General features: G+C 57.0%; 11 protein-coding genes. 5 read left to right on the top strand and 6 right to left on the bottom strand.

Translation table 11 applies throughout. The annotated features are described in order from the left end of the window. Nucleotides 1-78: 78 nt before the first annotated feature. The 3 genes from F6V25_RS14450 to F6V25_RS17450 all read right to left on the bottom strand — a co-directional run bounded on the left by F6V25_RS14450 (nt 79) and on the right by F6V25_RS17450 (nt 3,086). A complete protein-coding gene (locus tag F6V25_RS14450) occupies nt 79-357 on the bottom strand; it encodes a hypothetical protein (RefSeq protein ID WP_151129328.1) in 279 nt (92 codons plus the stop codon). Nucleotides 358-502: 145 nt separating this feature from the next. Further along, nucleotides 503-1,318 carry a mechanosensitive ion channel family protein gene (locus tag F6V25_RS14455; RefSeq protein WP_151129329.1) on the bottom strand — a complete coding sequence of 272 codons (816 nt, stop codon included), beginning with the start codon at nt 1,316-1,318 and terminating at the stop codon, nt 503-505. A 304-nt stretch (nt 1,319-1,622) separates the two neighbouring features. Continuing rightward, nucleotides 1,623-3,086 carry an OmpA family protein gene (locus F6V25_RS17450; RefSeq protein ID WP_191966207.1) on the bottom strand — a complete coding sequence of 488 codons (1,464 nt, stop codon included), beginning with the start codon at nt 3,084-3,086 and terminating at the stop codon, nt 1,623-1,625. Between the two features lie 378 nt (nt 3,087-3,464). Between F6V25_RS17450 and F6V25_RS14465 the strand changes: the two genes are divergently transcribed. The 3 genes from F6V25_RS14465 (at nt 3,465) to F6V25_RS14475 (ending at nt 7,260) form a co-directional block, all read left to right on the top strand. Next, on the top strand, nt 3,465-4,148 hold the full coding sequence (locus F6V25_RS14465) for a Bax inhibitor-1/YccA family protein (protein ID WP_151129330.1): 684 nt from the start codon (nt 3,465-3,467) through the stop codon (nt 4,146-4,148). A 380-nt stretch (nt 4,149-4,528) separates the two neighbouring features. After that, nucleotides 4,529-5,743, top strand: a complete 1,215-nt coding sequence (locus tag F6V25_RS14470; protein ID WP_151129331.1) for a tetratricopeptide repeat protein — start codon at nt 4,529-4,531, stop codon at nt 5,741-5,743. Then, complete coding sequence (locus tag F6V25_RS14475) at nt 5,740-7,260, top strand: hypothetical protein (protein ID WP_151129332.1); 1,521 nt, start codon at nt 5,740-5,742, stop codon at nt 7,258-7,260. Before F6V25_RS14470 ends, F6V25_RS14475 begins: the two co-directional genes overlap by 4 nt. Nucleotides 7,261-7,347: 87 nt before the next feature. Here F6V25_RS14475 and F6V25_RS14480 read toward each other — a convergent pair whose 3' ends face one another. Next, complete coding sequence (locus tag F6V25_RS14480) at nt 7,348-8,121, bottom strand: hypothetical protein (RefSeq protein ID WP_151129333.1); 774 nt, start codon at nt 8,119-8,121, stop codon at nt 7,348-7,350. 304 nt (nt 8,122-8,425) lie between these two features. On the opposite strand from F6V25_RS14480, the gene F6V25_RS17065 reads away from it, so the two are divergent. After that, complete coding sequence (locus F6V25_RS17065) at nt 8,426-8,569, top strand: hypothetical protein (RefSeq protein WP_191966208.1); 144 nt, start codon at nt 8,426-8,428, stop codon at nt 8,567-8,569. 328 nt (nt 8,570-8,897) lie between these two features. Beyond that, a complete protein-coding gene (locus F6V25_RS14485) occupies nt 8,898-9,443 on the top strand; it encodes a YgjV family protein (protein ID WP_151129334.1) in 546 nt (181 codons plus the stop codon). 67 nt (nt 9,444-9,510) lie between these two features. On the opposite strand, the gene F6V25_RS14490 is transcribed toward F6V25_RS14485, so the two are convergent. Together F6V25_RS14490 and F6V25_RS14495 are read right to left on the bottom strand one after the other, a co-directional pair. Further along, entirely contained in the window at nt 9,511-11,976 is a 2,466-nt protein-coding gene (locus F6V25_RS14490; RefSeq protein WP_151129335.1) for a S8 family peptidase, read from the bottom strand. Between the two features lie 24 nt (nt 11,977-12,000). After that, nucleotides 12,001-12,984, bottom strand: a complete 984-nt coding sequence (locus F6V25_RS14495) for an AAA family ATPase (protein WP_151129336.1) — start codon at nt 12,982-12,984, stop codon at nt 12,001-12,003. Nucleotides 12,985-13,391: the final 407 nt, after the last annotated feature.

Genomic DNA, 13,391 nt, shown 5'->3' on the forward strand with positions numbered 1-13,391 from the left:
CTCCATACCGTTTGGTCAAACGGGAACCGGTGAATTCGTGCGGACTGCCCGGCTCGTCCCGCTACAGGCCATTAATGGCTACTTCTTCTTGGCGCCCTTGGCATCACTTTTGACATCGATGGTAGCGGCCTTCATGGTGTACGTAACCGTTACCTTGCTCCCGACCTTTAAATCGCCGGTAGTCTTTGTATCCTTATCCTTGGCGATCTCCCACTTCTCTTTTCCTTTTTGGACAACGACCGTGTCGTCCTTCACTTCGAGTACCGGGCCGGTCACCTGATAGGTCCTGGGGGCACCGGCAAAGGCGCTGGATGCTGCAAGCAGAATGATTCCGGCCAACGTTGCGATACATTTCATGTGGAGCCTCCTTGTCTGGTGGTACATTTCTTTTTTCCCGAGTAAATCCCGAATTTCCGCAAACAACGCCTCGTGATCGGGAGGCGCTGCGGCCGCCCCTGCTTCCTTTTTCCCGGCCTGATTTCATTTCACGGCAGTAACCGTGTCACTGGTTTTGCACCATGACCAGCTGCGTCTGCATCGGCGCCGGGAAGCCCGCGGCGGCGAGCGATTCGCGGATGGTGCGGTTGCCGTCGAAGTAGACCTGCCAGTAGTGGTTGTTATGGCAGAAGGGCCGAACCGCAAGCACCGGACCGACCAGGGTGAACTCCAGAATATCCACTTCAACCGCCGGTGTTGGCAGCACATTGGGCACCGCTGCCAGCTTCTGGCGTAAAAGCAGCATCGCCGCGACATGATCGGCATTTCCTGCAAGCTGACATTTCAGCTCTACCCTCCGGTAATCGTTTGCCGTGTAGTTTTGGATGTTATCGCCGAAAATCTTGCCGTTGCCGATCATCGTCTTGACGTTATCCGGTGTGTTGACCGTGGTTACAAACAACCCAATCTCCGTGATGGTGCCGGTTACCCCGGCGGCGGTTATAAAATCGCCCACCTTGAAGGGGTGCAACACAACGATGAAGATGCCTGCGGCCAGGTTTGACAGAAGCCCTCCCCAGGCTGCACCGATGGCGATGCCGATGCCCGCCACCAAGGCGGCGAACGTGGTGGTCTGGAATCCGCAATAACCGAGGATGGCCACGACCAAAACGATGTTCAGCGTAACGGCGACGAAATTGCCGAGATAACGCATCAGGGTCGGATCAACCTTCTGTTTTTCCAACACCCGCTGCATCATCTTCCCGACAAATCCGATCAGCCAGCGTCCCACGACCCAAAACAGGATGACGGCGATCACTTTGGTTCCCATCTCGGTGAGGTAGGTTACCGCAAGCTGTTGATACTGGTCGATGTTTTGCATAATTCACTCCTTGACGCGGTAATGCGGCACACGCCAGACTGCGGGGACAGGGGCACAACGACTGCAAACCGATACATTAGCAGTTACTATATCAGAGTCTCTCGTGCCCACAAGGCTCGCAACCAAAAAAGACTTCACGGCCGCGTTGAGCATGATTTTGCAAAATACAGGGCCATGGCCCTGCATTTCCCGTAGATGACGGGCACGATCATAATCACGGAGGAACTGCGGGGGGTATCACGCAAGCGCCCTCCCGGAAAGAGTTCCAGGAGGGCGCCGGTGTGTCGACTACAGCGTTGGGATGCTACTTGGCGTTGCAGGTGAAGTTGGATTCGATCCGGCGGTTCTGCTCTTTCCCCGCCTTGGTCTTGTTGCTGGCAATGGGTTTCGTCGGACCGTAACCAACAGCCTTGATCCGTTCGGGAGCGATCCCGAACTTTTCGATGAGGTAGTTGCGAACGCTTTCGGCGCGCCGCTGGGAGAGCTTCATGTTAGCCGCCTTGCTGCCGACATTGTCGGTGTGTCCTTCGATGGCTCCGGTAGCCTGGGGGAATTCGGTCAGGAAATCACCGAGCTTTTTCAGTTCATCGTGGTACTGGGGTTTGATCGCAGACTTGTTTGTATCGAAATGGATATTGATAACCGTGGGGCTGCACAACTTGGGAGCAGGCGCCGGCGGTGCCGGAATAACTACCTCGAGGTTCGCTGCGCTCTTTGCCGTACCGCCGGCGCCACTGCACGTGAGGGTATACGTGGCATTTTCGGCAGGCGTGACCGCCATGGACCCTTGCGGCTGAACCGCGCCGATTTCCGGTTGTATCTCGCAGTTGGTGGCATTCGTCGAACTCCACATCAAAGTCGCGGACTGCCCTTTGGTAATGGAACTGGGGGCAACCGTCAGATTGCCGGACGGGACCGGAGGCGTCAGAGTAGTTACCGAAAGGTTCGCTGCGCTCTTTGCCGAACCGCCGGCACCATCGCACGTAAGGGTATAGTTGGTCGTGTCGGCGGGGGTGACCGCCATGGAGCCCTGCGGCTGAACCGCACCGATTCCCGGTTGTATTTCGCAGTTAGTGGCGTTCGCCGAGCTCCACGTCAAGGTCGCGGACTGCCCCTTGGTAATGGAACTCGGAGTAACCGTCAGCTGGTTGGAAGGAGCGGGAGGTACGGGAACAGGTTCTGCGGCCGGAACAGCGGCAACAGGGGCAGGAGCTGTTTGGCCGCCGAAGAGAAAGGTGAACCCTGCGGTATATTCCCAGTTAAACTTGGGACTCTTAGGGTCCTCCAGGATAAACAATTGACGGGCATCGCCTCGCAATGCAATCGAGTCGGTCACGAAGAACTTGAGTCCCAAGCCTGCATTGGCGGTTGCGTCGGTGGTTCTGTCGCTGATTTTAAGGCCATCTTTACCGTGACCATAGGTGATTCCGCCACCGCCCACGGCAATATACGGCACCAGAGGACCGTCCGGCATGAAGTTATAGAGGATGTCCAAGCGGTAGGACAAGGCGTTAATGCTCCGTTCACTCCGGGTACCGTCGGTCGCCAGAAAATCACCCACCGCTTCCACTCCCCAGTTTTTTGTCAGGTCGTAGCCTAAGCGCAATCCATAAACTGGGGAAGTTTCCAAGTGCTGGACACCGTCAAAGGTGTAACCGCCGATAAATGGAGAAACGGAAAAAGCCCCTTGCCGCTCTCCGGCAAGAGCGCCGGTTGCAAATGCCATACAGGCGAATGCCACTGTTACCATGGTCGTTATCTTTTTCATTGAGTTCCTCCTTTTTTGGAGTGGTGTTACAGCGCCAGTTCTTGTCTAGTGTACCTCTGGTTTTCCGCTCGGCAAGCTCCGTGGCGAGGCGGGTGGTCGCCAAGCAAATCAATTGTATCGGACAATGCCGGGCTGTCAATTGCCCCCCACTCGCGTTATCACACGAAAAAAGCCCCCGGAACGCCTCCGGGAGCTTCATTGTGTAGCATTGAGGGGATATTCCCCGGGGACCTACCGCACTTGAGCGTTTCCCCGGCACGGCACTCGGTTCATTATGCCCCGGAATAATCCGGCACGTGCACGCATAGATTGATTTTTTGCGCGCTCGTGATTACATTGTAGAAAGAAGCAATCTACAGACAAAAAGGAGCGCACGATATGCCTTTCCCATCATCACCACGCAGCACGTCATTTCCCCGTCCCGTAGCCACGGCGCAGAGCACCACCATGGGCGCGGTCTACGGCTGGATGGCCGCCGGCCTCTGCCTCACGGCCCTCGTATCCATGGCGGTCGTCAGTTCCCCGGCGTTGTTCAACGCACTTTACACCAACAGGATGGTCTTTTTCGGGCTGATCATTGCCGAGTTCGGACTGGTCTTTGCCATCGCCGGTTTTGCCGTCCGCATGGGCACCGCCACGGCGGCCCCCCTCTTCCTGCTCTATTCGGCGCTCAACGGGGTGACGCTCTCGGGGATTTTCCTGGTCTACACCGGCCAGTCCATAGCTTCCGCCTTCCTGAGCACCGCCGGCACCTTCGGCGCCATGAGCGTGTACGGATTCGTCACCAAGCGTGACCTGACCTCCCTGGGGTCGTTCTGCTTCATGGGGCTGATTGGCGTCGTCATCGCCTCCGTGGTGAACATCTTCCTCCACTCCACCATGCTCCAGTTCATGGTCAGCGGCATCGGCCTGATCGTTTTCATCGGCCTTACCGCCTACGATACCCAGAAGCTCAAGGGAGTCAGGGGCGGCGCGGCGGTAGCCGGAGCGCTCGCCCTGTACCTCGATTTCATCAACATCTTCCTCATGATGCTCCAGCTTTTCGGCGACCGGAGAGACTAGAGCTTCACCTGCTCCCAGAGCGACACGCGTGAAGTTCACGATGGTCAGGTCGCCAAATTTCAAAATTGAAGATTGGCGATCTGACCATTGTGAGTCCCCCTTGTGGAAGAGGAGAGACTTGTATACGGTCCGATTTAGGGGTAAAGTCTGCGTGGCGGCCTGCCCGTAAAGGCAGCGTGGAAACCTGTTCCCCTTCGATACTCCCGATAGTGCCTTTGGTACGCTTAGCGGGCCCGCCGATCTCCAAACAATCAGCACGCAACATGGTAGTGTACTAAGCGCAGGCATCGATGTGGCGTCTCGGGAGATGTTCGGCCTTGGGAATCGCAGCGCCGCATAAATCGATGCGCCCAGAGACCTTTTGTTAGAGGAGGATCGTTATGCGGACAGGATGGCCGGCGGTACTGGCACTGGTGCTGACCCTTGTCGTGGCGGGATGCGCCACGGCCCCCCCGAAGAAGACGCTTGCGGAGCGCAAGGCGGAACGCGCAAAAGCCGCCGCTGTTGCCGCGGCGAAACCCGCCGCGCCGCCGCGGGTCAAAAGTACGGGAACGCCCGAGGACGCCCGGAAGCACATGCTGCGAGGGATGGCCGCCATTGAGATGGCGAAGTCGCCCGAAGAGTTGGCCGTGGCCGAGGAGGAATTCCTGGCTGCCGCCGACATCGCCCCCCAGCTCGGCAGTGCCTGGTTCAACCTCGGCAAGGTGCAGACCCAGTTGGGGCGGTATGACGATGCGATCGCCAGCTACCGGCAGTATCTCGCGGTCGCGCCGGGGGCGGAAGACGCCCAGAAGGTGCGCGACGAGATCGTGAAGCTTGAGTTCCGCCAGGAACAGACCGCCCGGGAAAAAGGACGGGCAGGCTCCTGGGTCGCCGCCACCGGCGCCTGGTACGGCTTGTCCATGGAGGGCAACGGCATCGTCCTCAAAACCGACCAGCGGCGGGTGAGCGAGCAGGAGGTGAACTCCACCTATACCCTGGTCGGGACCGTTCCAAATCTTATCCGTGCCCATGCCGAGCACCATCTGACGGCGCGGGGCAGCCGGCTCGCCGGAACCTGGAGCCGCGGCCCCGTCACCGCCGACAAGTGTCAGATCCCGCCGGACACCGCCGAGGTTGCCGGTGAAATAAACGAACGGGAAAAGAAGATCACCCTGCGCTACGAGGTCACCACCTTCAGCGCGTCAACCCAACTGGCGCTCCTGGGGGACGACTATTGCTCGGGAGTGGCGGTCACCGGCAAAAGAGGGGCCGAAGAGGTCCTCTATGGACCGCTGGGGCCCGCCGGTCTCGGTCCTGACGTCGCCTACTACGGTCTGATCTCCTGGTGGCCCGGCGGCCTTTCTTCCATCCAGCAGGACTGGCAGGGGCACCTTGTCGTGCGTCTCGACAACGAAACTGAGGCCTACGAGGCGGGGCTGAGGGACGAGGATGAAATCCTGGCCATCGACGGGGTACCGGTGAAGAGCCTCAACGCCGGCGAAGCGATGATGCGGCTCTACGGCCAGCCGGGCACTCCGGTCCGCCTCGACATCCTGCGGAAGGACGTGAAGGCCCCCATCACCCTCACCATCCAGCGGATACCGAACGTATGATGCGCCGCGCGGCGATCTGCACGGCGGCGGCTCTGGCGGTGGCCGCCGGTTCCACATCGGGTTACGGCATCCCCGAGGTCAGTCGTTTCAAGATGGACTGCGAAGCGTCGGTGCGGGCTCTCGCCTACCAGGGGTACAAGTGCACCTGCTCGGGCGGTCAACTGGACTGCGGCGGCAAAGCCGCCGCGAAGCCGCTCCGCCCTCCCTCCGCCTCGCAAGAGGCACAGATGAAATCTATGATCGTCGGGGGCATCTTCCAGGGGCTCATCGCCAACATGAGCGCCTCCCAGCAGGGAAACTCCCCGGCTCTCCGGTCGCTCATGGAGCAGCACGATGCCTCCGTTCAGGCAGCCCGCCAGGCGGAAGAGCGGCGGCGGACGGAGGAGGCGGAGTTCCAGGCGGAACGGGACCGGATGCTCGGGACGTACAAGGGGCTGGAGGGTGCGTCCTCCCTGGGCTTCAAGGATAGCGGAGGCGGCCTGGACTTCAAGACGCTGGACGGGGGGGCGGAGACGATGGCCGCCGCTGCCCGGCAGCCGTTCGACACCGCGGGAGGGGGCGTAAAGCCGGTGGATGCCGTGGCGGGCGGGGGTGGCACCTCCTTTTTCGGCGATACCATGCCGGAAGCCGACCTGCGGCTCCTGGCCGATCCCGAGAACGACCCGCGGGTGGTGGATCTGCGCAACGCCGTCACGTACACCGCCGGAAACCTGAAGGAGGATGGTACGAAACCGGTTCCCCGGAAGGAGAAGAAGGCGAAGGGTGAGGGAGAGCCCATCATCGAGCCTCCCGACTGCGTCGCCCTCTCCCGGAAGCTGGACTCCTTCCTGGAGCAGCGCACCAAATTCCACAAGACGATCCTTCTGGCCCAGAATCAGGTGGCCGACTGGGAGGCCACGAACCGGAGCGCGCTGGTGAACGCGGCGAAGGACGGCATCGAGTATTTCACGGGCGGCTTGCTGGAGACCCTGGCCAACAGGGGCAAAGCGGCGGAGCGTTTGCAGGAGATCTACACCCGGAACGCCTCCCGGATGGCGGCGGAAGGTGTGGACATTCTGGCGCTGGAGGCGAAGATTCGCCGGCTGCAACTCCTCTCGTCGGCGGGGAAGGCGGCGGAAGTGGCAAGCCAGGTAAACGACTGGCAGACCTTCGTCAAGGACGGCATGTCGGCGCTCCTGGCGCAGCTCAACGCCTCCAACGGGGAGGTGCGGGAGATTCTGGCGGACCCGAAGGTGGGGAAGTACTTCCAGACGGAGAGCCCCGAACTGAACACGCTGCTGGACATCAGCAAGATCGCGGCGGCCAACCGGATCTTCGGCAAGTGGGTTAAAAACCAGCTTCCGATCATCGGCCTGACGGAAATCTCCCTGAAGCAGCTTTACAACGGCAGCGAATGGGCCGCGAGTTTCTACCGGCTCGCCAAGGCGAACGACATCAACGGCAAGGTGCTGGAGAGCGCCAAAGGGCTCCAGAAGCACATCGACGACACGCGGATCGCGCTGAAGGCGTGCCGCTAGGAGCGGAGGGCCGCCATGGCCGCGCTGGGGGCGGCGGGAAGGTATCGCATCGGCAGGTCACGGCAATCAACCCGCATGGCCGATCCCCTACCCCACGCATCCCCGCTCCCGCAGACTGCGCGCCAGGATCTCCACCGCCAGGTTGAGGTTGGTTTCCGCATTCAGGCCGGGGCCGAGCAAGCGAGCCTGGCCGGCCGGGGTAAGCAGCCGGTCGTCATACGCGGCCTTGGGGCATAACCGGCGCAGTTCGCTGGTCAGGTGGGCAAAGTTCAACTCCCGCGACATCTTCATGGCGTCGCCGAGTCCATCGAAGGTCATGCCGCTCTGGCTGAAGACGGCCGGCGACCGCGTGCCGGCATAGAGATGGAGGGATTTGCTGCGCTCCTCGGTCGACACCACCTCCTGGCGCTCGACCTTCGTGGTCATCGGCACCCCCCCGGCAAGAAGGGTCTTGCCGAGGCTGAGCTTGCGCTCGGTCACGGTCTTGGTCTCGGTGAACCCGACAACGCTCGTACACGGCAGGAGCAGATCGACATCGTCGTAGAGGATCTCCGCCTGCTGCCCGTCGCCCGACTCGATGCGCAGCGCCCACTTTTTGAACTCGAAGCGGCGCACCACGAACCGCCCTCCCCTGCCGCGCACCTCCGTGGCGTCGAAGACCAGCGTGGCGAACCCGCTCCGCTCCAGCTTCCCGGCCAGGGCAAAGGCCCGCTGCGGATCGGCGAAACTGGCCACGACGGCAGGTCCGCCGCCCAGCATCCGGGGCCGCGCTTCATAGGCCGTTATGCCGAGAGCCGCGGCGAGTGCCTGGACCAACTCGTCAGCCCCTTCCCGCCAATGACAAATGGCAACCACGTGCATGGTGTTCTCCTCAAAGAAAAATCCGGCGACAGACTTCAAGATAGCACTTCAGGACGAGAACGCAACAACCGAGAGGCCTGAAACACGCCGCCTCCCCGGTACAACCGCCACGTCGCTATCTAATGTTGCACCCAAACCGCGCCGCTTGTGATATAATTGGTACGCAAATTATAGATGCATGGGTGAATGGCCGATAAAGCCACGGTCGGCGGGTAGACCGGAGGGGGTACAACGGAGCGGGCGGGCAGTTCAGTTTGCCCGGAACTGAGCATCGTCCGCGAAGAGGATTTTGTGGAGGGACGCCATGCAACCATCCCGGATTTCTGTTTATGTGGTTGTAGCACTGCTTGCCGTGATGATAGGGCTGTACTATCTGCACTGCGAAACGCAGGCCGACAAAAACTGCCCGGTCAACGTCATCCAGCTCTTTACCAAGGCCAAGTTCTAGCGACCGCGCCACCTCAGTTCCTACGGAGAGGGTGCATCCCCACGGTTCGACCGCGAATCATGGGGCAGCCGCCCAGGGACTCCCCGTCTCTCGCGACGCCATCCCCGCCGCCCTCCGCCTCCGGAAGCTCGCGTAGTTCCCCCGACGACTTCGCCGGTGCCTGCTGCCGCCCTAGTGCCCCCACGTTGGTGACCGGCGATCCCCATTGTCCGCATGATGAAAATGCCATTGCAAACAATACGCATAAGTACCATTATGAAAAAGGGTCGGCCGAACCGTCAACGGGTTGGAAGCCGGCCCATACTTATTGGCTTACAGGAGTAGGTTGGTGGAATTTTTTTCTCTGTCCCAGTGCGTGGGATATATCGCGTTCGTTCTGGGGTTTATCGCATTTCTTCAGAAAAAGGATCGCCCCCTCAAGTTTTTCGTCGGCCTCGAAAGCATCGCCTACACCGTGCACTTCTCTTTGCTCGGCAACCCGACCGCCGCGGCGAGCGCCCTGCTCACGAGCCTCCGTTCCTTCCTGGCGTTAAAGACCCGCTCGTCCCTGGTGGCGGTCGTCGTCATCGTCGCCAATGTCGGTATCGGCCTGATGCTGACGAAAAGCCTCTTCGGCTGGCTTCCCGTGATCGGTTCGTGCGTCTCCACGTATGCCATATTCACCATGAAGGGCATACCCATGCGGCTCGTGATCCTCTCCAGCACCTTCTGCTGGCTGGCGAACAACATCCTCAGCGGTTCTATCGGCGGCACCCTTCTCGAGACGGTCATCGCCATCGTCAATACCTCGACCGTCCTGCGCATGTGGCGCTCGGCCGCACTTGAACGCTCCGGGGACCCGGCGGGGGAGCTGGCGCCGATTAGTAAACCATAAGAGGATAAGCTGGTTAGTGATCCCTCGGCGACTTATTTGGTGCCTGTTGCCCCCTATTGGCCCTGAGCTAGATGGCAACTTCAACAACGGGACTAATCATGTTTTGAACGGTGGTATACAGATCCACATTCTCTTCAGGGGTTGATATTGATATCACAAGTGCATACCGCGCCCGTTTATTCCATCGGTCAAGATGATGGCGTTCCCGCCACCAACCTATGACCGGGTATACGGCCATGTACCCTCTCGCGGCAAGCTCAGCAGCTGTGCCTCGCCACCTGTCAGAATGAACTGACCCAAGCCCTCTCAGATCTGGCCCTATATCCCAGCGTTTCGCATCGCTTTTCGACTTAATGTCCATCTCTTCATCATGTGCAGCTCGGTTAATTCTCTGCCGAAACTGCTCCAAATTTTCCTCGGGAGTCTTTACATCGAAGCGAAGCCCGTGGGAGGCATACCGATATCTTCTCGTCCAACCTCGTCTGGCAGGATTGGGTTCAATGAAGTAGGATAAGGTAACCCGCATTTCTACATAAGTTTCTCCAAGGTCTTGAAGCACCTGCACCGGCCAAGGTATGGAGTGGATGTGCATATCCTTTGTCTTGAAATTGCTTTTTTCCTTATCGTAGGGCTGCAATGAATCCTGAGCTATCATCGTCAAGGAATTCCTGGCACTCCAGATAGCCCTATCCAAATCTGGAACGCCATATCCGCAATATTTGAGAAGGTTTCTGATACCATCTCGTTTTCCGTTTTTAAACCTATCCATCATTGCCGGCGTCCAGTCAGCACTGTGAATCAAAAGTGCCCGAACCGTTTCCGGCCATAACGCAGGATAATGCGCCTGGATAATGGCCGCCATCCTACTGACCAAAGCAGTAGCCGCGCTGGTGTCACCTGTGGTTACGAGTGGCTTCGTCGTAAAATTCCGGCCTGTGGTGAGAATGTCAAGCGTATCAATGTGATCTGCCAAGCCGGTTTCGGGGTTGGTTGCCATGTTGCCGCCCTCCATGACCAGATCCGGTTTCGCCGGCCACCCCCCTTCCCAATCCATGGATGTGCAACTACAAGGGCTCAGGTCGCCATAGGAGGCTACCGGTTGCCAAGCAGGATATTCAGCCTCATTAATTGAGCATTTTTCTGTGAAGGCCCCGATAGTCAGGGCATTCCAAGACTGGCCGGGGTCTTGGACGCAGTCGGTCATATTGCTGTCAGGGTATAAATGACGGTTTTCAAAGGCGGTGTTTCCGGCGGCAACGACAACAAGGCGGCGTTCGTCATCGTCATAGCCCGAAGAAAGTTTATCGATGGCGGCAGACCAAGAGGAAGGTTTCCCTTGGTCCTTACCATTCGTTGAAATAGCTAAATTGAGCACTCGGCGACGAAAGGGAGCAAACACTTCCGCTCGGGCCACGGCTTCTTCTGTGATAGCTCCATACAAATCAGGGCGATTCTCGCCAAAAGGAGGAAGCACTTTCACTGATTCGAGCCGATGTGCCAACTGTATGGGATCTCTAGTCGCAAGCATTTCAGTAAGATCGCCGTACAGGGCAAGACCTGCCATTTCCGTCCCGTGTCCCTTATGGTCCGTGACCCCCCAGGTGGGTTCATAAGCATCCATATCCCCAGGGTCCAATCCAACGGCCAGTAAGGGGTGCCCATTATTTACGCCCGTATCCAGCAGACAAACAGCTGGGGAGTCCTTTGCTGGTGGCTCGATCAACCGCAATGCATCATCAATCCATTTAAACTGTTCTACAGTTCCCATAGTTGTGAAAAAATCTGCAGTTTCCTTAGCCCTTCGTAGTTCAGCGATGCAGTTAAGAAGGGTTACTGACCTGGCAATCTGTGCCTTTGTCCCCTTAGCGGCAACAACGGTCCGCTCTGGAAACTTTATTTCTCGCCCCAACTCGAGCCCCAGTTTCTGTGCATGCTCCCTAAAAAAGCTGGTAAAAGCCTCGCGGTCGCTTCCTACCCTGAGCCAAACCTCCCACCATATCTCCTCATCATCAACAGGGAAAAGTGTAGTATCATCGGTCCAGAGAGCGTCAACAACGGCTTTCCGCATATCACTGATACTATCCACAAGTGGCTGATTGACAGGCTTTCCCTTCTTCTCTGTTTCCTTTTCCAGATAATCGTTAAATGCTTTAAAAAAATGGTCCAATTTTCCTTCTGGAACGAAACAGGTGGCAAGCATCCTTCGGTCAACAAGTTTTACGGCAACGAGCTCAATGCCGTCTCTCACTGACTCCAAACTTTCCAACTTGAGTTCAAAATCAGGAGCGCTTTCGAACTGTAGGTAGATGCCATTCCCGCTGTCAATGCCGAACGCCGTCTGTTCCCGGCCGACTTCCTCGGCCTCTTCTTTGATCCGTTCCAACTTGGCAAGCAAAAATTGACCATGCTGCTGCCTATCACGCACTGGATGTTTGTGTGTAGTTCCACCAGATAATACTGAAGTATAGAGTTCGGTATGTGCGGTACCGGTCAAAACAAGGTGAGGTAAATTTGGGGTGTGTTGTTCAGTCATAGAGTATTGGGGCAATTTATCGGATTATTTTGGCCGAATAGCTTTGCGTTCTGACAAGTTTTTGAGTATGTCGCCTGTAACCACCTTTTGACGATCATGGATTATTGCTTCCTTTATTGCCTCTTCGCATGCTCTTGTAATATCTGCATAACTGAGTCCCAGTGCCGTGTCAGCGAGTTTTATCCAATCTATTTTTGATTTTGGAAATATCGACAACTTGGCTTGCAATGCGCTGATAAGTTGTTCGTGTTCAGGCAACCCATATTCGACCACATCGTCAAATCTACGAAAGAGAGCATAATCGAGAATATCAGGATGGTTGGTAGCGGCGAGAAGAATGCTATCCGAATCATCCTGTTCGATCAGTTGGAGGAAGCTGTTCAACACGCGCCGGATTTCGCCAACGTCGTTACTTAAACCTCGCTGTGAACCGATGGAATCGAATTCGTCAAATAGATAAACCCCTCTCGATTGGCTGATAGCATCAAAAATTAGCCGTAACTTTGCAGCGGTTTCGCCCATAAATTTAGTAATCATACTATCCAGGCGAACAACGAAAAGTGGAAGACCTAACTCGCCGGCAAGTACGGCTGCTGACATCGTCTTCCCCGTACCGGGAGGACCGACCAAAAGAAGCTTCTTCCGGGGAGCTAATCCAAAAGACCGAATCTTGGCAATTTGACGATGTTCTTTAATTATTCTAACAAGCCGTTCATGAACGTTTTCGTCGAGAATCATGTCAGGAAGCCGAAATTTCGGATATGATACCGATAGCAGAGATGAAAGCTCACCACGTGGCTGAGCAATTGGAACCGCTTTTCTTGTGCCCCTTAGGGGCTGTTTATCCGTTTTTGCGTCATCAATAAGTGCCCTCAGCTCATGGGCAATTTTAGCATGCCCTAACTTCGCTTCATGGGCAGCCACCTGCATTGCTACTGCATAGAAATGGGCTTCATCGCCATCAACATGGGACTTCAAAAGGGCTTTTAATTGTTCAGCGCTGGCCATGTCAGGCTCCGAGATTCACTAGGTACATTCATATTTATAAGTATATCAGTTAAACTGGTTGTCGCGTTAGCACAAGAATGAGCTAAAATCAAATAAATTATCCAACATGAGCATATTTCGTTTTTTATGCTCTGTTTGATATCGTGCTTCAAATGCCTGAAGAATATTCATTTGTCTATCCTTAAATTTCCTTCCCTCCACCTACGTAATGCCAGAGCGTAATGCCAGAGTGTCAGACCTACGTAATGCCAGAGTGTCAGACCTACACATTTCACTTTGTAAAAAGTGTAGGTTTGACACCTCCGGGGGCTATTCGCACATCGCCGAAGCCGCGCCCTCCCCCCTGGTACGCTTTTCCCGTCCCGCACAAAGCGCAACAAGTTAAGACCTCGTTGAATCACGGTAAG

The sequence above is a fragment of the Oryzomonas japonica genome, from assembly GCF_008802365.1.
In the GTDB taxonomy this organism is placed as follows: domain Bacteria; phylum Desulfobacterota; class Desulfuromonadia; order Geobacterales; family Pseudopelobacteraceae; genus Oryzomonas; species Oryzomonas japonica.

What these genes read in the sequence shown, in the direction of transcription:
- F6V25_RS14450 (WP_151129328.1), bottom strand. Translation starts at nt 357, where the DNA reads ATGAAATGTATCGCAACGTTGGCCGGAATCATTCTGCTTGCAGCATCC.
- F6V25_RS14455 (WP_151129329.1), bottom strand. Translation starts at nt 1,318, where the DNA reads ATGCAAAACATCGACCAGTATCAACAGCTTGCGGTAACCTACCTCACC.
- F6V25_RS17450 (WP_191966207.1), bottom strand. Translation starts at nt 3,086, where the DNA reads ATGAAAAAGATAACGACCATGGTAACAGTGGCATTCGCCTGTATGGCA.
- F6V25_RS14465 (WP_151129330.1), top strand. Translation starts at nt 3,465, where the DNA reads ATGCCTTTCCCATCATCACCACGCAGCACGTCATTTCCCCGTCCCGTA.
- F6V25_RS14470 (WP_151129331.1), top strand. Translation starts at nt 4,529, where the DNA reads ATGCGGACAGGATGGCCGGCGGTACTGGCACTGGTGCTGACCCTTGTC.
- F6V25_RS14475 (WP_151129332.1), top strand. Translation starts at nt 5,740, where the DNA reads ATGATGCGCCGCGCGGCGATCTGCACGGCGGCGGCTCTGGCGGTGGCC.
- F6V25_RS14480 (WP_151129333.1), bottom strand. Translation starts at nt 8,121, where the DNA reads ATGCACGTGGTTGCCATTTGTCATTGGCGGGAAGGGGCTGACGAGTTG.
- F6V25_RS17065 (WP_191966208.1), top strand. Translation starts at nt 8,426, where the DNA reads ATGCAACCATCCCGGATTTCTGTTTATGTGGTTGTAGCACTGCTTGCC.
- F6V25_RS14490 (WP_151129335.1), bottom strand. Translation starts at nt 11,976, where the DNA reads ATGACTGAACAACACACCCCAAATTTACCTCACCTTGTTTTGACCGGT.
- F6V25_RS14495 (WP_151129336.1), bottom strand. Translation starts at nt 12,984, where the DNA reads ATGGCCAGCGCTGAACAATTAAAAGCCCTTTTGAAGTCCCATGTTGAT.